The organism is Streptomyces sp. P6-2-1, from assembly GCF_050613165.1.
Lineage (GTDB): Bacteria > Actinomycetota > Actinomycetes > Streptomycetales > Streptomycetaceae > Streptomyces.
On the sequence record NZ_CP192513.1, the window covers coordinates 4,971,895 to 4,994,053 of the forward strand.

Below are 22,159 nucleotides of genomic sequence, written 5' to 3' on the forward strand. Positions count from 1 at the left end.
GAGCGGGGCGTGGGGCACGGCCCCGCGACACAATGCGGGACGTGACAACTGACCTGGTGGCCACCCCGCAGGGAACGGCCCGCATCACCTGGCACCGCGCGGCGGAGCCGCACACCGTGCTCGCCCTCGGCCACGGCGCGGGCGGCGGCATCGAGGCCCGTGACCTCGCCGCCCTGGCGGCCTCGCTCCCGCCCCGCGGAGTGACCGTCGCCCTGGTCGAACAGCCCTGGCGTGTGGCCGGCAGGAAGCTCGCCCCCGCGCCCCGCACCCTCGACGCCTCCTGGAGCGCCCTGTGGCCCGCGCTCGCCGGGGCGGCGGCCGGGCTCCCCGTGGTCGCGGGCGGCCGCTCGGCGGGGGCGCGCGTCGCGTGCCGTACCGCCGCCGGCCTCGGCGCCGCCGCCGTGCTCGCCCTTTCCTTCCCGCTGCACCCGCCGGGGAAGCCGGAGAAGAGCCGCGCGGCCGAACTGCTCGGCACCGGGCTGCCCGCACTCGTCGTGCAGGGCGGCAGCGACCCCTTCGGCAGGCCCGCGGAATTTCCCCCCGGCCCCTACGACCTCGCCGAGGTCCCGTACGGCGACCACTCCTTCCACGTGCCGAGGAAGGCGCCGCTCGGACAGGACGAGGCGGTGAGTCTCCTCACAACCGCGGTGGCGGACTGGCTGCGCGCGCGGCGCTGAACGCGGCGCGGGAATGCCCCGGACGGGCCTGGTGTTGAGTCAGCCGTACCGGAACCTCCGGCGTACGAAAGGAAGAGGCCCCGCATGGGAGCGACGATCTGCCCCAGCCGCAGCGGCACAGAACTGGACTGGTCCGTTCTGCCCGCGGCGCGCACCACCCGGAACGGCGGCGTGGCCGGAGTCGACCGAAAGGCCCCGGAGGGCCCCGGTCGTCTATTCTCCGAGGCGGGCGCCCGCACCTTCGCGGACGCCGGCACGGTGTCGGAGGAGGTGGGTCGGGTCACTGGGACCGACGCGGGAGAGGACGAGGCGGGGACGCGTTCCGAGGAGAGCGCGGCCGAACGCAGCGCCCGCTTCGAGCGGGACGCCCTCACGTACCTCGACCAGATGTACTCGGCCGCGCTGCGCATGACGCGCAACCCGGCCGACGCCGAGGACCTGGTGCAGGAGACCTACGCGAAGGCGTACGGCTCCTTCCACCAGTTCCGCGAAGGCACCAATCTCAAGGCGTGGCTGTACCGGATTCTCACGAACACGTTCATCAACTCGTACCGCAAGAAGCAGCGCGAACCCCAGCGCAGCGCGGCCGAGGAGATCGAGGACTGGCAGCTCGCGCGCGCCGAGTCGCACATGTCCACCGGGCTGCGCTCCGCGGAGTCGCAGGCCCTGGACCACCTGCCGGACTCGGACGTCAAGTCCGCGCTCCAGGCGATCCCCGAGGAGTTCCGCATCGCGGTCTATCTCGCGGACGTCGAGGGCTTTGCGTACAAGGAGATCGCGGACATCATGGGGACACCCATCGGTACGGTGATGTCCCGGCTGCACCGCGGCCGCCGCCAGCTGCGCGGCATGCTGGAGGACTACGCCCGCGAGCGCGGGCTCGTCCCGGCGGGCGCGGGTGGGCCGGACGAGGCGAAAGGCTCGGGCTCATGAGCTGCGGAGAGCCGCACGAGACGGATTGCAGTGAGGTCCTCGACCACCTGTACGAGGTCCTGGACCATGAGCTGCCGGACGCCGAGTGCGTGAAGTACGAGGACCATTTCCAGGAGTGCGACCCCTGCCTGGAGAAGTACGGCCTGGAGCAGGCGGTCAAGAAGCTCGTCAAGCGCTGCTGCGGTCAGGACGACGTCCCGGCCGATCTGCGCGCCAAGGTACTCGGGCGGATCGAGCTGATCCGCTCGGGCCAGGCGGTGCCCGACGACGACATCTCGCTGCCGGGCGCGGTCGAGAGCGCCGTACGGGAGACGAGCTGAGCGCTCCCGGCAGGGGCTGAGCGGCCCCGCGCACAGGTGTACGGAGGCCGTGTCCCGCTGGGGGCGCGGCCTTCGGCGTGCCCGGTCTGTGAGGGGGGCGGCCTCTGGTGTGCCCGGCTCATCACCGTACGTACCCGCTTTCACCCGTACGAGGGACGCGGGCCCCCGGGCCCGGCCGCAGGGCGAGGTCTGGATGCGTCCGGACGGGGTAACCCACGGGTAATGAGCGGGCGCCCAGGCGTCCGTGGTTGGATGCGAGAGCGGGAGCCGGTGGCCAGGACGCACCCGGCTCGCCCGGCGCCGGCGGGGCTCAAGGCCCGTACGGCGGGACAGCGGGCCGCGGCCCCTCCATCGACGGCAGCGGGGATGCAGGCGGGAATCGTGAGGATCTTCGGCAAGGGACGGCACCGGCCCTCCGCCTCCTGGCGGCAGGCCACCGATCGCGCGTTCACCCTCATCGGCGACGGCAGGTACGAGGACGCGGGGGCGCTGCTCACGCGGGCGGCCGACCTGGAGCCGTGGCTCTCCGAGTCCTGGTTCAACCTCGCCCTCCTCCACAAGTTCCGGCACGACTGGGAGGCCGCGCGGACCACCGGGCTGCGCGCCGTGGCCCTGCTCGACCGCTCGGCCGGGGCTCCCGACTGGTGGAACGTGGGGATCGCGGCGACCGCGCTCCAGGACTGGCCGCTCGCGCGCAAGGCCTGGCAGGCGTACGGGCTGCGGCTGCCCGACGGCGCGGCCCCCTCCGAGCCGCCCGCCGGGATGGGGCTCGGCAGCGCCGCCGTGCGGCTCTCGCCCGAGGGCGAGGCGGAGGTCGTGTGGGGCAGGCGGATCGACCCCGCGCGGATCGAGGTCCTCTCGGTGCCGCTGCCGTCCTCCGGACGGCGCTGGGGCGAGGTCGTGCTCCACGACGGGGTGCCGCACGGGGAGCGGATCACGCCCGACGGGCAGTCCTTCCCCGTCTTCGACGAGATCGAGCTGTGGGCGCCCTCGCCCGTGCCCACGTGGGTCGTCCTGCTCGACGCGGCCACCGAGGACGACCGCGACGCACTCGAACAGCTCGCGTCCGACGCCGGGTACGCGGCGGAGGACTGGACCTCCTCGGTGCGGCTGCTGTGCCGCAGCTGCTCCGAGAGCCGGATGGAGAGCGACGCGGGGGACGGGGAGCGCGGGGACCCGCACGACCACAGCGAGCCGGGGGCGCCCGGACCCCTCGGGCACGCGACCGCGGGGGGCCGGTGGGTGACGGAGCGGGAGTGCGGGGTCGCCGCGCCCGCCGAGCTGGTGCGGGGGATCTTGGAGACGTGGGTCGCCGACCGGCCGGAGGCCAGGGGGTGGCGGGACCTGGAGGAGGTCTGCTGACCTCCGCGCGCGGGCGCGGTGGTCCGCGCCCGTACGGGTCCGCGGCCGCGCCGGCTCCGCGCGGTCCTCGCCGGGGGACCCGGGGCTCCGCCCCGGCCCCCGCCGCAGGGGCCCCTTCCCTCCGGCGCGGGCTGGATTCGCGGCCCCTGTAGGGTGGATCGGCACATCCTGCTGGTCGGTTGGCCGGCTCCCTGAAAGGACACTCCGGAGAAGATGGCGCAGCAGACGACCGGCCTTCCCGTCGACGACGAGGGTTACGTGATCGACACGGCCGAGACCGAGGAGCGGGAGAGCGCCTACCGTGAGCGCGGCGCGGTACTGCCGATCACCGTGGTCGGGAACCCCGTGCTGCACAAGGAGTGCGCGGACGTCACCGAGTTCGGGCCCGAGCTGGCGAAGCTCGTGGACGACATGTTCGCGAGCCAGCGCGCCGCCGAGGGCGTGGGCCTCGCCGCGAACCAGGTCGGCGTGAGCCTCAAGGTCTTCGTGTACGACTGCCAGGACGACCAGGGCGTACGGCACGTCGGCGTCGTCTGCAACCCGAAGCTGCGTGACCTGCCCGCCGAGCTGCGTACCCTCGACGACTCCAACGAGGGCTGCCTCTCCGTCCCCGGCGCCTACGCGGCGACCCCCAGGACCGAGTACGCCGAGGTCACCGGGCAGGACGAGCACGGCAACGCGATCAAGGTGCGCGGCACCGGGTACTTCGCGCGCTGCCTCCAGCACGAGACCGACCACCTCTACGGCTACCTCTACCTGGACCGCCTCTCCAAGCGCGACCGCAAGGACGCGCTCCGGCAGATGGCCGAGGGCACCCCGCGCTACGCGACCGTCCCCAACGACTGAGCGCCGTACCTCTCCCCACGACGGAGCGCCGTACCTCTCCCCACGGCTGCGCTCCCCCTGCGCTCGTGCGCCCGCGTGTGCGCCCCGCGGTTACGGGAGGTGCGCGAGGCGACCACAGCCGTATCCCCACCGCCCGTCCGTCCCAGGACGGGCGGTGGGGCATATGCGGGCGCTCTATGACAACTCCAGATGATCGGATTCCGGACAAAAACGAGCTGGTTGTCGGCACACCTGAGCGATTCCTCGCCGGTATCCATTCCCTTCCCGCCGCTCCGTAGGGCTGAATGGAATGCGCTGTCGATTTACGACGTGACGTGTGCCGGGAGACGGGGACCCGGCGCACGTGCGTCCGGCTCCCGAAAGGGGTTCGCTCGTGCCCGCTATCTCATCCCGGGCCACCGCCGCCAGGCCGGTGCCTGTGCCGCCCACGCTGCAACTCCCGGTAGTGGAAAGGGATTTCGCCCGCCGACTGCACAATTATTGGCCAAAGCTTCAGGTGAAGTCGAAGCTGTGGCTCCAGGAAAAACGACTCATGGCCCCCGCCGCCGCCGAGGCCCTCGCCGACGAGCTGCGCTACACCGACCTCGTCGCGGGCTACTACCTCGGCGCCTCCGACGCGATGCTCGGCGCCATCGCCGACTTCAGCAGCTGGTTCTTCGCCTGGGACGACCGGCACGACCGGGACGTCGCCCACGCCCGTACGGCCTCCTGGTACGCCCTCTCCGCGGACCTGCACGCGGCCCTGCGCGAGCCCGGCGCCCATCTGCACCACGAGGAGCCGCTGGTGGCGGCCTTCGCCGACTGCCTGCTGCGGATGGGCGCGCCCATGCCCCCCACCTGGCGCGCCCGCTTCGCCCGCCACATGGGCCCCGTCATCGACGCCTACGACCAGGAGTTCCGCAACCGCCTGGACCGTACCGTGCCGACCGTCGCCGCCTACCTGGAGCTGCGGCGCCTCACCTTCGCGCACGACATCTGGCTCGACCTCCTCGAAGCCGTCGCGGGCGCCGAACTCCCCGCCGCCGTACGCCGCCACACCGCCTACCGCACCGCGGGACTCGCCTGCCAGGATTTCGCCGCCTGGTACAACGACCTCTGCTCGCTGCCGAAGGAAATAGCCGGGGACGAGATCCACAACCTCGGGATAAGCCTCATCCGGCACGAGGGAATGGAACTCTCCGAAGCCGTTTCTGTCGTGCACGAGAAAGTCGCAGAACGCGTCACCGAGTTTCTCGCGGCGGAAAAAGAAGTGCACGCGCTCGCCGATTCCCTGGCGAAAGGCGGCGGAATCGAGGGCGAGCGGACGCGGGCCGTTCTCCTGTCCTGCGTGGACAATATGCGGAACTGGTTTCCGTCCGTCTACTGGTTCCACCACGAATCCGGGCGCTATCGCGTCGAACAGTGGGAGGACCCCGCGCGCCCCCCGTATCTCCAGGACGGCGCACCGGCGCGCACCACCCCGGGCACGCGCGCCGCCGAGTCGCCCAGGGTCGTCCGCCAGCGCGGCCCGCACGAGGAGGAGGGCACCGTATGAGCCCGCGTACGCCCCCCACCGCGCCCCCCGCCGGGACCGGCCGCACCGCGCCGCTCGCCGCCGGAGCCCTCCCGCTCCTCGGCCACGCGCCCGCCCTCGCGCGCGGCCCGCTGCCCTTCCTCGAAGGGCTGCGCGCGCACGGCGAGATCGTACGGATCGCGCTCGGCCCCAAGCAGGTACTCGCCGTCTGCGCCCCCGACCTCGTCGGAACCCTCCTGACCCGCCCCGAGTTCACCGTCGGCGGGCCGCTGTGGGACACCCTGGAGATCCTGCTCGGCAAGGGGGTCGCGACGAGCAACGGCCCCCGCCACCGCCGTCAGCGCCGCACCATCCAGCCCGCGTTCCGCCCCGACCGCATCGCTTCCTACGCACGCGTCATGACCGAGGAGGCGGTGCGGACGGCGGAGTCCTGGCGGGACGGCGAGATCACCGACGTCGGCGCGGAGATGTTCCGCACCGGCGTACGGATCGTCTCGCGCTCCCTCCTGGAGGTGGACGCGCGCGGCACCGAACTCGCCGACCGCATCGCGCACGCCCTGCACACCGTCTTCGGCGGCCTCTACCAGCGGATGGTCCTCTCCTTCGGGCCACTGCACCGCCTGCCGACCCCCGCCAACCGCCGCTTCAACGCGGCCCTCGCGGAACTGCACACCCTTGTGCGGCAGTTGGTACGGGACGCCCGCGCGAACGATTCCGGCGACGCCGCGCCCGACGACGATCTCCTCTCGGTACTGCTTCACGCCACCGACGAGAACGGCGCTCCCCTGCCCGACGAAGAGATTCACGACAACGTCGTATCCCTTGTCGTCGCCGCGGCCGAGAATGTCGCCGCGACACTCGCCTGGACCTTTCACCTCCTCGCCCAGCACCCCGAGTGGGAACGCAGGTTGCGCGCGGAAGTGGAATCGGTCGCGCCGGACCGCCCCGTCGATTTCGAGGATCTTCCGAAACTCGCCCTCACCCGGAATCTGCTGAGCGAATCCATGCGGATACGGCCCGCGGCATGGATATTCACGCGCAGGGCCGCGAACGACACCGAACTCGGCGGTTACCGCGTCCCTGCCGGTACCGACGTGCTCTACAGCCCCTGGGCCCTCCAGCACGACGCCAGGTCCTTCCCCGAGCCGCACCGCTTCGACCCGGACCGCTGGCTCCCCGAACGCGCCGCCGACATCCCCCGGCACGCCTTCATCCCCTTCGGCATCGGCAACCGCAAGTGCCCCGGCGACATCTACAGCCTCACCGAACTCGCCCTCGTCCTCGCCAACACGGTCAGGCACTGGCACGTCGAGGCCGTCCCCGGGCGCACCGACCCGCGCCCGCGCATCGGCATCACGCTCCAGCCCCGCGCCACGGTGCTCCGCGTGCGGCGCGCCTGAGCCGGCGACCACGCGAAGGGGGGCCGGGTCCCGTACGGAACCCGGCCCCCCTTCGCGGCACCCGCTTCTAGAAGTCGTCGTCGAAGGAGACCGACCCCTCGACGGCGACCTGGTAGGCCGAGGGCCGCCGCTCGAAGAAGTTCGTCAGCTCCTGGACGCCCTGCAACTCCATGAAGGAGAAGGGGTTGCTGGAGCCGTAGACCGGCGCGAAGCCGAGGCGCACGAGGCGCTGGTCGGCGACGCACTGGAGGTACTCGCGCATCGACTCGGTGTTCATGCCGGGAAGGCCGTCACCGCACAGGTCGCGCGCGAACTGGAGTTCCGCGTCGACCGCGCCGGCGAGCATCTCCTTGACCTCGGCCTCCAGCTTGTCGTCGAACAGCTCGGGCTCCTCCTTGCGGACCGTGTCGACGACGTCGAAGGCGAAGCTCATGTGCATCGTCTCGTCGCGGAAGACCCAGTTGGTGCCGGTCGCGAGGCCGTGCAGCAGGCCGCGCGAGCGGAACCAGTACACGTACGCGAAGGCGCCGTAGAAGAAGAGGCCCTCGATGCACGCCGCGAAGCAGATCAGGTTGAGCAGGAAGCGGCGACGGTCGGCCTGCGACTCCAGGCGGTCGATCTTCTCGACCTCGTCGATCCACTTGAAGCAGAACTCGGCCTTCTCGCGGATGGACGGGATGTTCTCCACGGCGGCGAAGGCGGCCGCGCGGTCGTCCGGGTCGGGCAGGTAGGTGTCGAGCAGCGTCAGGTAGAACTGCACGTGCACGGCCTCCTCGAAGAGCTGCCGGCTCAGGTAGAGCCGCGCCTCCGGGGAGTTGATGTGCTTGTACAGCGTCAGCACGAGGTTGTTCGCCACGATCGAGTCGCCCGTCGCGAAGAACGCCACGAGACGGCCGATGAGGTGCTGCTCACCGGGCGTGAGCTTCGCGAGGTCGGCGACGTCCGAGTGGAGGTCGACCTCCTCGACGGTCCACGTGTTCTTGATCGCGTCCCGGTAGCGCTCGTAGAAGTCCGGGTAGCGCATGGGGCGCAGGGTCAGCTCGAAACCGGGGTCCAGGAGGTTCTGGTGGCGCTTCTTCTGCTCGGGAACGGTGTCGGTCATTACTGGCAGGCCTCGCAGGACTCGGGGTTCTCCAGGGAGCAGGCGATCGCCTCGGCGTCGGGCACACTCTGCGCGACGGGCTTGGACTGCACCGGGATGGGGGTGGCCTCCGCGGCCGAGGAACCGGCCGCGCGGGCGATGCGCGTCGCGGGCCGCGAGCGCAGGTAGTACGTCGTCTTCAGGCCCTTGTTCCAGGCGTGCGCGTACATCGAGGAGAGTTTGCCGATCGTCGGCGTCTCCATGAAGAGGTTGAGCGACTGGCTCTGGTCGAGGAACGCGGTGCGCTCGGCGGCCATGTCGATGAGGCCGCGCTGCGGAAGCTCCCACGCCGTGCGGTACAGCGCGCGGACGTCCTCGGGAATCCAGTGGAAGCCCTGGACCGAGCCGTTCGCCTCGCGCAGCGCCTCGCGGGTGCGCGCGTCCCACACGCCGAGCTTCTTCAGGTCCTCCACGAGGTAGCCGTTGACCTGGAGGAACTCACCGCTGAGCGTCTCGCGCTTGAAGAGGTTGGAGACCTGCGGCTCGACGCACTCGTAGACGCCCGCGATCGAGGCGATCGTCGCGGTCGGCGCGATCGCGAGGAGCAGCGAGTTGCGCATACCGCTCTTGGCGATACGGGCCCGCAGCGCCTCCCAGCGCTCCGGCCAGGTCCGCTCCACGTCGTAGTGGTCGGGGTGCAGGACCCCGCGCGCGGTGCGGGTCTTCTCCCAGGCGGGTACCGGACCGTGCTTCTCGGCGAGGTCGGCGGATGCCTCGTACGCGGCGAGCATGACGCGCTCGGCGATACGGGTCGACACGGCCTTCGCCTCGGCCGAGTCGAAGGGCAGCCGCAGCTTGAAGAAGACGTCCTGGAGACCCATCGCACCGAGGCCGACGGGACGCCAGCGGGCGTTGGAGTTCGCCGCCTGCTCGGTCGGGTAGAAGTTGATGTCCACGACGCGGTCGAGGAAGGTGACGGCCGTGCGGACGGTCTCGTCGAGGCGCTCCCAGTCGATCCCGCCGTTCTCGACGAAGGCGCCGAGGTTGATCGAGCCGAGGTTGCACACGGCGGTCTCGCCGTCGTCGGTGACCTCGATGATCTCGGTGCACAGGTTCGAGGAGTGCACGACGCTGCCGGGCTCGGCGGTCTGGTTCGCGGTGCGGTTGGAGTGGTCCTTGAAGGTCATCCAGCCCTGGCCGGTCTGCGCGAGGGTACGCATCATGCGGCCGTACAGCTCGCGCGCCGGGATCGTCTTGCGGGCCAGGCCCTTCGCCTCGGCGGCACGGTAGGCGGCCTCGAACTCCTCGCCCCACAGGTCGGTCAGCTCGGGCACGTCGGCCGGCGAGAAGAGCGACCACGCGGCGTCGGTGGCGACGCGGCGCATGAACTCGTCGGGAATCCAGTGCGCGAGGTTCAGGTGGTGCGTGCGGCGCTGGTCCTCGCCCGTGTTGTCGCGCAGCTCCAGGAACTCCTCGATGTCCGAGTGCCACGTCTCCAGGTAGACTGCGGCCGCGCCCTTGCGGCGCCCGCCCTGGTTGACGGCGGCGACGGAGGAGTCGAGCGTCTTGAGGAAGGGGACGATGCCGTTCGAGTGCCCGTTGGTGCCGCGGATCAGCGAACCGCGCGAGCGGATGCGGGAGTACGCGATGCCGATGCCGCCCGCGTGCTTGGAGAGCCTGGCGACCTGGAGGTAGCGCTCGTAGATCGAGTCCAGCTCGTCCTTCGGCGAGTCCAGGAGGTAGCAGGAGGACATCTGCGGGTGCCGCGTACCGGAGTTGAAGAGCGTCGGCGAGGAGGGCAGGTAGTCCAGGCGGCTCATGAGCCGGTACAGGCTCGCGACCTCGTCGACGGCCGGGAGGCTGTCGTCGGCGGCGAGCCCGGCGGCGACGCGGAGGAGGAAGTGCTGCGGGGTCTCGATGACCTTGCGCGTGATCGGGTGGCGCAGGAGGTAGCGGCTGTAGAGGGTGCGCAGGCCGAAGTAGCCGAAGCGGTCGTCGCCCTCGGGATCGATGAGCGCGTCCAGGCGGGCCGCGTGCGCGGCGACGAACGCGGCCGTACGGTCCCCGATCAGGCCCTCGTCGTGGCCCACGGCGACGGAGGCGGCGAAGCCGCTCGCGCCCTGGCCCGCGGCCTCCTCGGCGATCGCGAGGGCCAGCAGGCGCGCGGCGAGCCGGGAGTAGGCGGGGTCCTCGGAGATGAGCCCGGCGGCGGCCTCGGTGGCCAGCTCGCGCAGCTCCGCCTCGTCGGCGTGGGCGCTGCGGCCGCGCAGGGCGGCGGCGGCGACCCGGCCGGGGTCGGTGTCGGGGAGATCGGCGGTGAGTTCCGTGAGGGTCCGCAACAAGGCGGTCCCGGGAAGGTCCTGCTCGGCCGCGACCGATGAGGCGGGATCTGCTGGCGCGATGGTCACTGGGTGGCTCTCCCTCGCTCGGCTGGGGGCCTGTGGTGCGGGGCGGCGACGGGACGACGGCAGCGCTTTCGGGCACACCGCGTCACGTCCCCGGCCCATTCCACGGGGCCCGGACGTCTGGCACCGCGCCCGGGTGGGACGGCGGCGCGCTTTCGGCAGGTCATCGGACTCGCAACACGCCACGGGGCGCGTCGCACACCGTTGCGGGACAGTCCCGGACTCGCACCGGATTCCCCTGCCGACAGCGAGGAAGAGCATACATCTGGGGGGCGGGCGGGAAAGGAGGCCCCAGATGTTGTGTCGGGGGCGGGGAGTGTTACGTGCGGGTCAACGGTTGTGGGGTGCCGACAAGGCGTCTCGTGCCCGGTGGGGTGACGGGGTGCGGTGGGGGCGGCGGCGTCGATCGTATGGCTTGAGGGGACCCCACAAGCGGGGTCGTACGGAGTTTTTACCGGCCGGATCGAGGGGTGCGCGTGTTCGGTTTTCGGTCGCGGAACGTGAGGGGCCGTCAGCGGGCACACGAACGCCGGAGCGGCCGAAAGTTCTCGGCCGCTCCGGCGTTCGCCGCCTGAGGTCAGTGCCCCGCCGTCTCCGGGACCGCCGGGGGAAGCTCCTGCTTCACGCCGGGGTCGCCCGCGTCCGCCACGTAGTCCGACGGCTGGGTCTCGTCCACGCCCTCCGGCGCCTTGAAGGCCCGCAGTACGACCGTGAGGACGACCGTCACGACGACGTTCAGGACGATCGCGGTCATCCCGATGTACCCGATCTCGCCCAGGCCGGGGATCGCCTTCGACGAGCCCCCGAAGTGGTCCTGGGTCGGCGAGGAGGTCGACCAGGCCGCCCAGGTCCCGTACGCCATCCCGGCCGCCCAGCCCGCGAGCAGCGCCCAGCGGTGGAACCAGCGCGTGAAGAGGCCGCCGACGAGCGCGGGGAGCGTCTGGAGAATCCAGATGCCGCCGAGGAGCTGGAAGTTGATCGCGACCGTCTTGTCCATGCCGAGCACGAAGATCAGCGCGCCGACCTTCACGAGCAGCGAGACGAGCTTGGAGATCCGCGCCTCCTGCGCGGGCGTCGCGTCCGGCTTCAGGAAGTCCTTGTAGATGTTGCGCGTGAAGAGGTTCGCGGCCGCGATCGACATGATCGCGGCGGGGACGAGCGCCCCGATGCCGATCGCGGCGAAGGCGACCCCGGCGAACCAGTCGGGGAACATGTTCTCGAAGAGCTGCGGGATCGCGAGCTGCCCGTTGCTCACCTTGATGCCGCTCGCGATCGCCATGAAGCCGAGGAGCGCGAGGAGCCCCAGCATGAGCGAGTAGAGCGGCAGGATCGTGGTGTTGCGCCGGATGACGTTCCGCTTGCTCGACGAGAGCGTCGCCGTCACCGAGTGCGGGTACATGAAGAGCGCGAGCGCCGAGCCGAGCGCGAGTGTCGCGTACCCCCACTGTCCGGCCTCGCCGGGCGCGAGCGCGCCCTTCGGCTGTCCTGTCGCGGGGTTCTTCTGCGAGAGCGCGTCACCGGCCTTCGCGAAGATGTCGTCGAAGCCACCGAGCTTGATCGGGATGTAGATGATCGCGACCGCGATGACGAGGTAGATGAGTCCGTCCTTGACGAAGGCGATCAGCGCGGGGGCCCGCAGCCCCGAGGAGTACGTGTACGCCGCGAGGACGGCGAAGGCGATCAGGAGTGGCAGGTCCTTGACAAACCAGTTGGTGCCGTCGCTGCCGCCCACGCCCATGACGTCCAGGACCGCCTGGATGCCGACGAGTTGCAGCGCGATGTACGGCATCGTGGCGAGGATGCCGGTGAGCGCGACGGCGAGCGAGAGCCCCTTCGAGCCGAAGCGGCCCCGTACGAAGTCCGAGGTCGTCACGTACCCGTGCCGGTGCGAGACCGACCACAGGCGCGGCAGGAAGGTGAAGATGAGCGGGTAGACCAGGATCGTGTACGGCACCGCGTAGAACCCGGCAGCGCCGCCCGCGTAGATCGCCGCGGGGACCGCCACGAAGGTGTACGCGGTGTAGAGGTCGCCGCCGAGCAGGAACCAGGTCACCCACGTGCCGAACGAGCGGCCGCCGAGGCCCCATTCGTCGAGGCTCTCCTCGCTGGAGCGCCGCCAGCGCGCCGCGAGGAAGCCCATGACGGTGACGACGAGGAAGAAGAAGATGAAGACCGCGAGCGCGATCCCGTTGACACCGTCCTTCACTTGGCCTCACCGCCCCGCGGGGCGCGCCGCACACGCTGGTCGTGCTGCCACAACTTGTAGGCGAGGAAGGTCAGCCCGCTGGAGATGAAGACCCACAGCATCTGGTACCAGTAGAAGAACGGAATCCCGATGAAGGTCGGGTCGATCTTCGCGTACGAACCCACCCACAGCATCGCCACGAAGGGCGCGACGAGGCAGAGCCCGACCACGATCCGCAAAGGGGTCACGACCGGCAGCGCCTCGCCACCTCCTCCCGGCTCCGCCGTGCTTCCCGCTTCCTGTGCCATGTCCCTCGGCTCCCCTCCGTTTCCCCGCGCACCTCGGTGTGCGCGGGCACGCGTCGCCGCACGCGACGCGACGGCGGAAATGTAGGGCAGTTACCGGCCAGGCAACACCCCTGTACCGCATAGCGGACGCGTTCGGGAAGTCGCCCGCGCCCGGGCTGTCCTGGCGTGTGCGCGGGCGGGGGACTTTGTCCTTCGGGAGGTAACGGACTTACGGGCGGCGCAGATTGGCCACGAACTTATAACGGTCGCCGCGGTAGACGGAGCGCACCCACTCCACCGGCTCCCCGCGCCCGTCCACCGAGTGCCGCGAGAGCAGCAGCATCGGCAGGCCGACGTCGGTGCCGAGCAGGGACGCCTCGCGCGGGGTCGCGAGCGAGGTCTCGATGGTCTCCTCGGCCTCGGCGAGCCGCACGTCGTAGACCTCGGCGAGCGCGGTGTACAGGGACGTGTACTTGACGAGTGAACGGCGCAGCGCGGGGAAGCGCTTGGCGGCCAGATGCGTCGTCTCGATCGCCATCGGCTCGCCGCTCGCGAGCCGCAGCCGCTCGATGCGCAGCACCCTGCCGCCCGTGTCGATGTCGAGCAGCCCGGCGAGGCGCTCGTCGGCGGTGACGTAGCCGATGTCCAGGAGCTGAGACGTCGGTTCCAGGCCCTGGGCGCGCATGTCCTCGGTGTACGAGGTGAGTTGCAGCGCCTGCGAGACCTTCGGCTTGGCGACGAAGGTGCCCTTGCCCTGGATGCGTTCGAGCCTGCCCTCGACGACGAGTTCCTGGAGCGCCTGGCGCACGGTCGTACGGGAGGTGTCGAACTCGGCCGCGAGCGCGCGCTCCGGGGGCACGGGGCTGCCGGGCGGCAGGGTGCGCGTCATGTCCTGGAGGTGGCGTTTGAGGTGGTAGTACTTCGGCACCCGGGCGGTGCGCGCGGCCGTCACGGGGCCCGCGCCCGGCTTGGTCGCGGCGGCCTTGGTGTCCGGGCCGGATCGCGTCCTGCCCCCGTCGGTGCCCATTCTTCGCGCTCGCCTCTCCGGCTCGGCGGCCGTCGCTGGGGCCGGCCGCTCCTGGGTGCTTGTCGTGCCGTACCGCGTGTGGTGCGGTACTGCCTGTGCGGGTGTGCCGTGTGTGGTGCGGTGGTGCCTGTGCGGGTGTGCCGTGTGTGTGGTGCCTGTGCCTGTGCGGGTGTGGTGCGGTGGTGCGTGTGGCGCCGCCCATCGTGGCACGGCTCGCCGTGTGCCCTTACGGTGCGGCCCCGCGGCCGCCTCCGCGCGCGGAACAGGTGTCGGTCCGGTAACGGAGAGGACAGCCCCTCTTATACACCCTTGACACCCCTAAAGGTCTAGGCCAAGCTCCGGGGTACTGGTCTACACCATTAATGACCAGGTCCCAGTCCCGCGAGTGCTGCCTTTCGTGTGCGCCGTCGCTGTGGGTGGGGGGTTGCTGGAATCCCTGAGGAGGGTGGCGTGAAGCGCAAGCTCATAGCGGCGATCGGTGCGGCCGCGATGATCACTTCGGTCGCGGCGTGTGGCTCGGACGATGACTCGTCGTCGAACAAGGCGTCGTCGGGCAAGGACGGTTACAAGGGCCAGACCCTGACCGTATGGGTCATGGACGGCTCGACGCCCGACCAGTGGCAGAAGGACCTCACGGCGGCCTTCGAGAAGAAGACCAAGGCCAAGGTCAAGTTCGAGATCCAGCAGTGGAACGGCATCCAGCAGAAGCTGACCACCGCGCTCTCCGAGTCGAACCCGCCGGACGTCTTCGAGGTCGGCAACACGCAGACCCCCTCGTACGCGCAGAGCGGCGGCCTGGCGGACCTCGGCGACCTCAAGTCCTCGATCGGCTCCGACTGGACCGAGTCGATGAACAAGTCCGCGATCGTGGACGGCAAGCAGTACGCCGCCCCGTGGTTCGTGCTCAACCGCGTCGTCCTCTACAACAAGAAGATCTGGAAGGACGCGGGGATCACCGACACCCCGAAGACGCGGGACGAGTTCTACAACGACCTCAAGAAGATCGGCGAGAAGACCAAGGCCGAGCCGATCTACCTGCCGGGCCAGAACTGGTACCACTTCGTCGGCCTGACCATCGGTGAGGGTGCCGAGCTGGTCAAGAAGGACGGCGACAAGTACGTCTCCAACCTGGCCGACCCGAAGGTCGCCGCCGCGATGGAGACCTACAAGAAGTTCCAGGCGCTCTCCAAGGCGCCCAAGGACAAGGACGAGGCCACCCCGCAGCAGGCCGACGTCTTCGCCAAGGGCAAGACCGGCGCCATCATCGGCATGGGCTGGGAGGCCGGCACCGCCATCAAGGCGAACCCGGCGATCGAGAAGGACCTCGGTTACTTCACGATCCCCGGCGCCACCGCCGACAAGCCCGAGGGCGTCTTCCTCGGTGGCTCGAACCTCGCCGTCGCCGAGGGCAGCAAGAAGCAGGACCTCGCCAAGGAGTTCCTGAAGCTCGCGCTCTCCGACACGTTCGAGGGCCAGCTCGCCAAGGAAGGCGGGGTCATCCCGAACAAGACCTCGCTGGAGAGCAACCTCGACGGCAACGCCGCGGCGCAGGCCGCCGCACCGGCCGCCGCGAGCGGCGGCACCACGCCGCTCATCCCGGAGTGGGCCCCGGTCGAGAACGCCCCGAACCCGATCAAGACCTACATGACCGCCGTCCTCAAGGGGAAGTCCCCCGCGGACGCGGCCAAGCAGGTCGAGGGCGAGTTCAACAAGCGCCTCGCGCAGCAGCAGTAAGCAGCACCCAGGCCGGGGGCCGGGGGCGGGGGACCCACCGCGGGAGCGGTGCCCCCTCGTCCCGGCCTCCGGCCCCGCCGCGTACGGGTCCGGGGCGTGCCCGGCGCCGCGTACGTACGAGCCCGGGCCCCCGGACCCGGGCGGTCCGCCCAGGACCCCGCGCCGGTCCGCGCGGGTCCGCCCCGTACCCGTAGAGCAGGACAGGGCCCCGTACCCGTAGCAGCAGGACAGGCCCGTACGAGCAGGACCGCCCCCAGGAGCGGGCGCGCGGGCGGCAGGCCCAGAAAGCGAAGGCGAGCATGACAGTGGAGACCCCACTCCCGGGCACGGACCCGGGACTGGTCGAGGCGAAGCCCGGGGGCGGACCCGGGTCCCCCTCGGCCAGAGCGGCGAAGGCCGCGCGGCGCAAGGCCCTGACCCCGTACCTCCTGCTGCTGCCCGCCGTCCTCGCGACGCTGGTGCTGCTCGGCTGGCCGCTGGTCAAGAACCTGGTGCTGTCCTTCCAGAACCTCAACATGCGCCAGTTCATCCAGCGCGTGACCGAGTGGACGGGCTTCCACAACTACCAGGACGTGCTCGGCGGCTCCGAGTTCTGGCGCGTCACGCTGCGCTCGGTGCTCTTCACCGGCGTCAACGTCATCCTGATCATGGCGCTCGGCTCCCTCATCGGGCTGCTCCTCGCGCGCCTCGGCCGCCGGATGCGCGTCTTCCTCCTCATCGGCCTCGTCCTCGCCTGGGCGATGCCGGTCATCGCGGCCACCACCGTCTACCAGTGGCTCTTCGCCGAGCGCTTCGGCGTCGTCAACTACGTGCTCGACAAGCTCGGCTGGCACTCGATGGCCGACTTCTCCTGGACGAGCAGCCAGTTCTCGACCTTCTTCGTGATCACCTGGCTCATCGTCTGGCAGTCGATCCCCTTCGTGGCGATCAACCTCTACGCCGCGACGACGACGATCCCGAAGGAGCTGTACGAGGCCGCCTCGCTCGACGGCGCCGGGGTCTGGAAGTCCTTCAAGAACGTCACCTTTCCCTTCCTGCGGCCCTTCCTCTTCGCCACGACGTTCCTCGAAGTCATCTGGGTCTTCAAGGCGTTCGCGCAGGTCTTCGCCTTCAACCAGGGCGGCCCCGACAGGCTCACCGAGATCCTGCCCGTCTACGCGTACATCGAGGGCATGGGCAACCAGCACTTCGGCATGGGCGCCGCGATCTCCTTCCTGACGCTGCTCATCCTGCTCGGCCTCACCTCGTACTACCTCCGGATCGTTCTGAAGCAAGGGGAGGACGAGCTGTGAAGCGCTCACTCTTCGGCCGCGTGTGGCCCAACATCGTCGCCGTCCTGCTGTTCATCGGCTTCGTCTTCCCCGTCTACTGGATGTTCTCGACGGCCTTCAAGCCGACCGGCGACGTCATCAGCGAGACCCCGGTCTGGTTCCCCACCGACTTCACCTTCGAGCACTTCAAGACGGCCGTGCACGCCGAGAACTTCGGGCACCTCGTCGTCAACTCGCTCACCGTGACGATCCTCGCCGTCGTCGGCTCGCTGATCCTCGCGCTCGCCGGGGCCTTCGCCCTGAGCCGGATGCGCTTCAAGGGCCGCAAGGGCTTCGTCATCGGCTTCATGATCGCCCAGATGGCGCCCTGGGAGGTCATGGTCATCGCGATCTACATGATCGTGCGCGACGCGGACCTGCTCAACAGCCTCGTCCCGCTCACGCTCTTCTACCTCGTGATGATCCTGCCGTTCACGCTCCTGACCCTGCGCGGCTTCGTCGGGGCGATCCCGGCCGAGCTGGAGGAGTCGGCGATGGTCGACGGCTGCACCAGGCCGCAGGCCTTCCGCCGCGTGATCCTGCCGCTCCTCGCGCCCGGGCTCATGTCCACCTCGCTCTTCGGCTTCATCACCGCGTGGAACGAGTTCCCGCTCGTCCTGGTGCTCAACAAGGAGAAGGAGGCGCAGACCCTCCCGCTGTGGCTCTCCTCCTTCCAGACCAACTTCGGTGACGACTGGGGCGCCACGATGGCCGCTTCCTCGCTCTTCGCTGTGCCGATCCTCGTCCTCTTCGTCTTCCTCCAGCGCAGGGCCGTGTCCGGCCTCACCGACGGCGCCGTGAAGGGATAACCCCCCATGACCACGCTCATCAGCGCCCCCGACACCCTCACCCGTGACGCCCTCACCGTCCTCCAGCCCGGCTTCGCCGGCACCACGGCGCCCGGCTGGCTGCTGCGCCGCATCGGCGAAGGACTCGCGTCCGTCGGCCTCTTCGGGCGCAACATCGCGGGCGACGAACAGCTCGCCGCCCTGACGGCCCAGCTCCGTGCCGAGCGCGAGGACATCCTCGTCGCGATCGACGAGGAGGGCGGCGACGTCACCCGCCTCGACGTCGCCACCGGCTCCTTCATCCCCGGCAACCTCGCGCTCGGCGCCGTCGACGACCCGGAACTGACCCGCTCCGTCGCCGCCGAACTCGGCCGCCGCCTCGCCGCCTGCGGCGTGCACTTCAACTGGGCGCCCTCCGCCGACGTGAACTCCGACCCGGACAACCCGGTCATCGGCGTGCGCTCCTTCGGCGCCGACCAGGGCCTCGTCGCCCGGCACACCGCCGCGTACGTCGAAGGGCTCCAGTCCGCCGGGGTCATCGCCTGCGTCAAGCACTTCCCCGGCCACGGCGACACCAACGTCGACTCGCACCTCGCGCTGCCCCGCATCGACGCCGACGCCGACACGCTCCGCGCCCGCGAACTCGCCCCCTTCCGCGCCGCGATCGCCGCGGGCAGCCGCGCCCTGATGAGTGCCCACATCGTCGTCCCCGCGCTCGACGCCGAGGTCCCCGCGACGCTCAGCCGCCGCATCCTCACGGGCCTGCTGCGCGAGGAACTGGGCTACGAAGGGCTCATCGTCACCGACGGCATGGAGATGCGTGCCATCGCCGGCACGTACGGCATCGAGCGCGGCACGGTCCTCGCCGTCGCCGCGGGGGCCGACGCGATCTGCGTGGGCGGCGGGCTCCACGACGAGGGCATCGTCCTCGCGCTGCGCGACGCGCTCGTCGCCGCGGTACGGGACGGCTCGCTCCCCGAGGAACGCCTCGCCGACGCCGCCGAGCGCGTCCGCGCCCTGGCCCGCTGGACCCGTACCACCACAGCGGCGCCCGCGACACCGCGCCCCGGGATCGGCCTGGAGGCCGCACGGCGCGCGGTGCGCGTCCACGGCGACTTCACGCCGCTCACGGCCGCCCCGTACGTCGCGCTCCTGAGCGACGAGGCGAACATCGCCGTCGGCACCGAGACCCCGTGGGGCCCGGCCGACGCGCTGGCCCGCCGGCTGCCCGGCACCTCGGGGGACGCGTACGGGCCGCAGGGGGACGGGACGCTCGTCGCCGACGTGCTCGCCGCCGCGGGGGAGCGCCGCCTCGTCCTCGCCGTGCGCGACGCGCACCGCCACCCGTGGATGGCCGAGGCGCGTGACGCGCTGCTCGCCGCGCGCCCGGACACGGCCGTCGTCGAGATGGGCGTCCCGCAGGAGGTCCCCCAGGGCAGCCCGTACGTCGTCACGCACGGCGCGGCTCGCGTGTGCGGCGAGGCCGCGGCCGAGGTCCTCGTGGGCGCCTAGCCGCCCGGCAGACACGCCGAAGGGCCCGGATTCCTTACGGGGGGAGGAATCCGGGCCCTTCGGCGTGCTTCCGGCCGCGCGTGCGGGCTCAGATGCCCTGCCAGTCCGGCTTCGCCGCCCATGTCGCGCGGAAGTACCCCGCGAGCTTGAGCTTCGAGGCCGCCGCCTCGTCCACGACGACCGTCGCGTGCGGGTGGAGCTGGAGCGCGGACGCGGGCACGAGCGAGGCGACCGGGCCCTCGACGGACTGCGCGACCGCCTCGGCCTTGTTCTCGCCCGTCGCGAGGAGCACGAGGTGACGCGCCTCCAGGATCGTCCCGATGCCCTGCGTGATGACGTGGTGCGGGACCTGCGCGATGTCGTCGTCGAAGAACCGCGCGTTGTCGACCCGGGTCTGCTCGGTGAGCGTCTTGATGCGGGTACGGGAAGCGAGCGAGGAGCACGGCTCGTTGAAGCCGATGTGCCCGTCCGTGCCGATGCCGAGGAGCTGGAGGTCCACGCCGCCCGCGTCCTTCAGGGCCTGGTCGTAGGCCTCGCACGCGGCCTGCACGTCGGCGGCCGAGCCGTCGGGGCCGAGGAAGGCGGACGGGTCGAGCCCGAGCGGCTCGACGACCTCGCGCAGCACGACCGCGCGGTACGACTCGGGGTGCCCGGCGGGCAGCCCCACGTACTCGTCGAGCTGCGCGATCCGCGCCCGCGCGACATCCGCCTCACCGGAGCGCACGAGCCCGGTGAGCGCCTGGTACACGGGCAGCGGCGTCGACCCGGTGGCCACCCCGAGCAGGGCATCGGGCTTGCGCCGCAGCAGCCGCGCGATCGCGTCGGCGACGAGCCTGCCGCCGGCCTGCGCGTCCGGGACGATGACAACTTCCACGCTGGGGCCTGCCGATCTGAAAGAGACACATGTGGTATAGACCAATTTATCAGATGGGGCCCCGGGGCAGAAGGGGTTGTCCGGATGGCGGGCGGCGGTGGGGGCGAGGCGGGTGGCGGGAGCGAGGCGAGTGGCGGGGTGAGGGGGGTGGCGGGGGTGGTGCCGATGGTGTGGGTGGCGGGGGTGGTGTCGATGGTGCGGGCGGGGCGGGCGGCGCGGCCCTCCGTTCGCGCCGTCCGTCCCGTCCGCGCCCGGCTCAGACCGAGCCGCCCGTCGCGTCGATCCACGCGCCCGTGATCCAGCGCGCCTCGTCGGACGCGAGGAAGGCGACGACGTCGCCGATGTCGGCGGGGCGTCCGACGCGGCCGAGCGCGGAGAGCGCGGCGGCCCCGGCGCGCTGCTCCTCGGTGGCGAGGATCGGCGCCGTGTTGTCGGTCGCGATGATCCCCGGTGCCACCGTGTTCACCGTGATGCCGCGCGGGCCGACCACCCTGGCCAGGTCGCGCGTGAGGACTTCGAGCGCCGCCTTCGTCATCGAGTAGGCCACGAGGTGGGGCATCATCGCGTTGCGCGTCAGGCCCGTCGACACGTTGACGATCCTGCCGCCGTCGCGCAGCCGCCCGAGCCCGGCGCGGGTGAGGAAGAACGGCGCCTTGGTGTTCACGGCGAACAGCCGGTCGTACGCGGCCTCGTCGATGTCCTCGTACGCGTCCGACGTGCCGATCCCCGCGTTGTTGACCAGGATGTCGAGCCCGTCGGCGAGCCGGTCGAACTCCGTCCAGAGGCGGTCCGCGTCCCCCGCCCCGCCGAGCGGCGCGTGCACGGTGAAGGCGCTGCCCCCCGCGGCCTCGATCGCGGCCACCGTCTCCTTCGCCGCCCCCTCGTCGTACCCGTAGTGCACCGCGACCCGCGCCCCGTCCCGCCCGAGCCGTTCCGCGATCCCGCGCCCGATGCCCCTGCCCCCACCCGTGACGAGCGCCGTCGTGCCGTCGAGCCTGCCTGCGGTCATGGCTGTCCCCTCGTCCCCGACCACTTCTTTAGCGGTCGCTAGAAAAAGAAAAGTAGAGCCGGTGCCGGTGCTTTGTCTAGCGGTCGCTATAAAATCCCCGCATGAGCAGCACCACCACAGTGAGCGACGGTGCCGGGCGCCGCGGGCGCCCCCGGGCCTTCGACCGCGAGCGCGCGCTCGGCATCGCCGTGCGCCTGTTCTGGGAGCGTGGCTACGAGGCCACGTCCGTCGCCGATCTCACCGCCGCGATGGGCATCAAGCCCCCGAGCCTGTACGCCGCCTTCGGCGGCAAGCGCGCCCTCTTCACCGAGGCGCTCGCCCGCTACGGGGAGGGCCCCGGCGCCTTCTCCGGACGCGCGCTCGCCGAGGAGCCCACCGCCCGCGCCGCCGTCGCCCGGCTGCTGCGCGAGGCCGCCGTCGAGTACGCGGCTCCGGGCCGCCCCGCGGGGTGCATGGTCATCACGGCCGCGACCAACTGCTCGACATCGGAGGTCGTGGCCGACCTGCGCGCGCGGCGCCTCGCGACCCGTAGCGCCGTCGAGGCGCGGATCGCCGCGGGCGTCCGGGCGGGCGAACTCCCCGCGGGGACCGATACGGCGGCGCTCGCCGCGTACGTCGCGACCGTTCTCCAGGGGCTCTCGCAGCAGGCCAGGGACGGCGCCACGGCCGCCGAACTGGGGGCGGTCGCCGAACTGGCCCTCGCGGTGTGGCCCGGGGGCGCGTGAGCGGGGCACGCGGCGCGGGGGCGTGCGGCGCGGGGGCGTGCGGCGCGGGGGCGTCCGGGCTGTGCGGGTGTGGGGCACGGGTGGCCCGCGCGGCCGTGCGGGGTGTGGTCGGCGGGTGCGCCCCGTGTACGTGGTCGGCAAGTGCGCCCCGCGTGCGTGTCCGGCGAGTGC

At 71.3% G+C, this 22,159-nt stretch carries 19 protein-coding genes and 1 riboswitch; of the genes, 12 read left to right on the forward strand and 7 right to left on the reverse strand.

What is annotated here, in order from left to right:
* Positions 1-32 precede the first annotated feature (32 nt).
* The 7 genes from ACQYWQ_RS21340 to ACQYWQ_RS21370 all read left to right on the forward strand — a co-directional run bounded on the left by ACQYWQ_RS21340 (position 33) and on the right by ACQYWQ_RS21370 (position 7,051).
* Positions 33-677: an alpha/beta hydrolase family protein gene (locus ACQYWQ_RS21340; RefSeq protein WP_431036675.1), complete on the forward strand. Its 645-nt coding sequence runs from the start codon at positions 33-35 to the stop codon at positions 675-677.
* A gap of 270 nt (positions 678-947) precedes the next feature.
* A complete protein-coding gene (locus ACQYWQ_RS21345; RefSeq protein WP_030995075.1) occupies positions 948-1,610 on the forward strand; it encodes a sigma-70 family RNA polymerase sigma factor in 663 nt (220 codons plus the stop codon).
* Positions 1,607-1,930, forward strand: a complete 324-nt coding sequence (rsrA, locus tag ACQYWQ_RS21350) for a mycothiol system anti-sigma-R factor (RefSeq protein ID WP_431036677.1) — start codon at positions 1,607-1,609, stop codon at positions 1,928-1,930. The genes ACQYWQ_RS21345 and rsrA overlap by 4 nt, the downstream gene beginning before the upstream one ends.
* Positions 1,931-2,311: 381 nt before the next feature.
* On the forward strand, positions 2,312-3,292 hold the full coding sequence (locus ACQYWQ_RS21355) for a tetratricopeptide repeat protein (protein ID WP_431036679.1): 981 nt from the start codon (positions 2,312-2,314) through the stop codon (positions 3,290-3,292).
* A gap of 213 nt (positions 3,293-3,505) precedes the next feature.
* Positions 3,506-4,138, forward strand: coding sequence for a peptide deformylase (gene def / locus ACQYWQ_RS21360; protein WP_431036680.1), 633 nt, complete (start codon positions 3,506-3,508; stop codon positions 4,136-4,138).
* A gap of 532 nt (positions 4,139-4,670) precedes the next feature.
* On the forward strand, positions 4,671-5,672 hold the full coding sequence (locus ACQYWQ_RS21365) for a terpene synthase family protein (RefSeq protein ID WP_431036681.1): 1,002 nt from the start codon (positions 4,671-4,673) through the stop codon (positions 5,670-5,672).
* Positions 5,669-7,051, forward strand: coding sequence for a cytochrome P450 (locus ACQYWQ_RS21370; RefSeq protein WP_431036683.1), 1,383 nt, complete (start codon positions 5,669-5,671; stop codon positions 7,049-7,051). The genes ACQYWQ_RS21365 and ACQYWQ_RS21370 overlap by 4 nt, the downstream gene beginning before the upstream one ends.
* Before the next feature lie 67 nt (positions 7,052-7,118).
* Here ACQYWQ_RS21370 and ACQYWQ_RS21375 read toward each other — a convergent pair whose 3' ends face one another.
* The 5 genes from ACQYWQ_RS21375 to ACQYWQ_RS21395 all read right to left on the reverse strand — a co-directional run bounded on the left by ACQYWQ_RS21375 (position 7,119) and on the right by ACQYWQ_RS21395 (position 14,036).
* A complete protein-coding gene (locus tag ACQYWQ_RS21375) occupies positions 7,119-8,153 on the reverse strand; it encodes a ribonucleotide-diphosphate reductase subunit beta (RefSeq protein ID WP_431036684.1) in 1,035 nt (344 codons plus the stop codon).
* Positions 8,153-10,540: a ribonucleoside-diphosphate reductase subunit alpha gene (locus ACQYWQ_RS21380; protein WP_431036685.1), complete on the reverse strand. Its 2,388-nt coding sequence runs from the start codon at positions 10,538-10,540 to the stop codon at positions 8,153-8,155. Before ACQYWQ_RS21380 ends, ACQYWQ_RS21375 begins: the two co-directional genes overlap by 1 nt.
* A gap of 137 nt (positions 10,541-10,677) precedes the next feature.
* Positions 10,678-10,798, reverse strand: a riboswitch (cobalamin riboswitch).
* Between the two features lie 316 nt (positions 10,799-11,114).
* Positions 11,115-12,743 (reverse strand): monocarboxylate uptake permease MctP, encoded by a 1,629-nt coding sequence (gene mctP / locus ACQYWQ_RS21385; protein ID WP_431036687.1) that lies wholly within the window; start codon positions 12,741-12,743, stop codon positions 11,115-11,117.
* A complete protein-coding gene (locus ACQYWQ_RS21390) occupies positions 12,740-13,030 on the reverse strand; it encodes a DUF3311 domain-containing protein (protein WP_431036688.1) in 291 nt (96 codons plus the stop codon). Before ACQYWQ_RS21390 ends, mctP begins: the two co-directional genes overlap by 4 nt.
* Positions 13,031-13,238: 208 nt before the next feature.
* Entirely contained in the window at positions 13,239-14,036 is a 798-nt protein-coding gene (locus tag ACQYWQ_RS21395; protein ID WP_431036689.1) for a GntR family transcriptional regulator, read from the reverse strand.
* Between the two features lie 450 nt (positions 14,037-14,486).
* On the opposite strand from ACQYWQ_RS21395, the gene ACQYWQ_RS21400 reads away from it, so the two are divergent.
* From ACQYWQ_RS21400 to ACQYWQ_RS21415, 4 genes are all read left to right on the forward strand, one after another.
* Positions 14,487-15,770, forward strand: a complete 1,284-nt coding sequence (locus ACQYWQ_RS21400; protein ID WP_431036690.1) for an extracellular solute-binding protein — start codon at positions 14,487-14,489, stop codon at positions 15,768-15,770.
* 299 nt (positions 15,771-16,069) lie between these two features.
* Complete coding sequence (locus ACQYWQ_RS21405) at positions 16,070-17,062, forward strand: carbohydrate ABC transporter permease (protein WP_431036691.1); 993 nt, start codon at positions 16,070-16,072, stop codon at positions 17,060-17,062.
* Complete coding sequence (locus ACQYWQ_RS21410) at positions 17,059-17,889, forward strand: carbohydrate ABC transporter permease (RefSeq protein ID WP_431036693.1); 831 nt, start codon at positions 17,059-17,061, stop codon at positions 17,887-17,889. Before ACQYWQ_RS21405 ends, ACQYWQ_RS21410 begins: the two co-directional genes overlap by 4 nt.
* A gap of 6 nt (positions 17,890-17,895) precedes the next feature.
* A complete protein-coding gene (locus ACQYWQ_RS21415; RefSeq protein WP_431036694.1) occupies positions 17,896-19,380 on the forward strand; it encodes a glycoside hydrolase family 3 protein in 1,485 nt (494 codons plus the stop codon).
* Positions 19,381-19,468: 88 nt separating this feature from the next.
* Here the strand turns inward: ACQYWQ_RS21415 and nagB are convergent, their stop codons facing one another.
* Both nagB and ACQYWQ_RS21425 read right to left on the reverse strand, forming a co-directional pair.
* Positions 19,469-20,254, reverse strand: a complete 786-nt coding sequence (gene nagB / locus ACQYWQ_RS21420) for a glucosamine-6-phosphate deaminase (protein WP_431036695.1) — start codon at positions 20,252-20,254, stop codon at positions 19,469-19,471.
* Between the two features lie 256 nt (positions 20,255-20,510).
* Positions 20,511-21,263 carry an SDR family oxidoreductase gene (locus ACQYWQ_RS21425; protein ID WP_431036696.1) on the reverse strand — a complete coding sequence of 251 codons (753 nt, stop codon included), beginning with the start codon at positions 21,261-21,263 and terminating at the stop codon, positions 20,511-20,513.
* Positions 21,264-21,364: 101 nt separating this feature from the next.
* Between ACQYWQ_RS21425 and ACQYWQ_RS21430 the strand changes: the two genes are divergently transcribed.
* A complete protein-coding gene (locus tag ACQYWQ_RS21430) occupies positions 21,365-21,988 on the forward strand; it encodes a TetR/AcrR family transcriptional regulator (RefSeq protein WP_431036697.1) in 624 nt (207 codons plus the stop codon).
* Positions 21,989-22,159 lie beyond the last annotated feature (171 nt).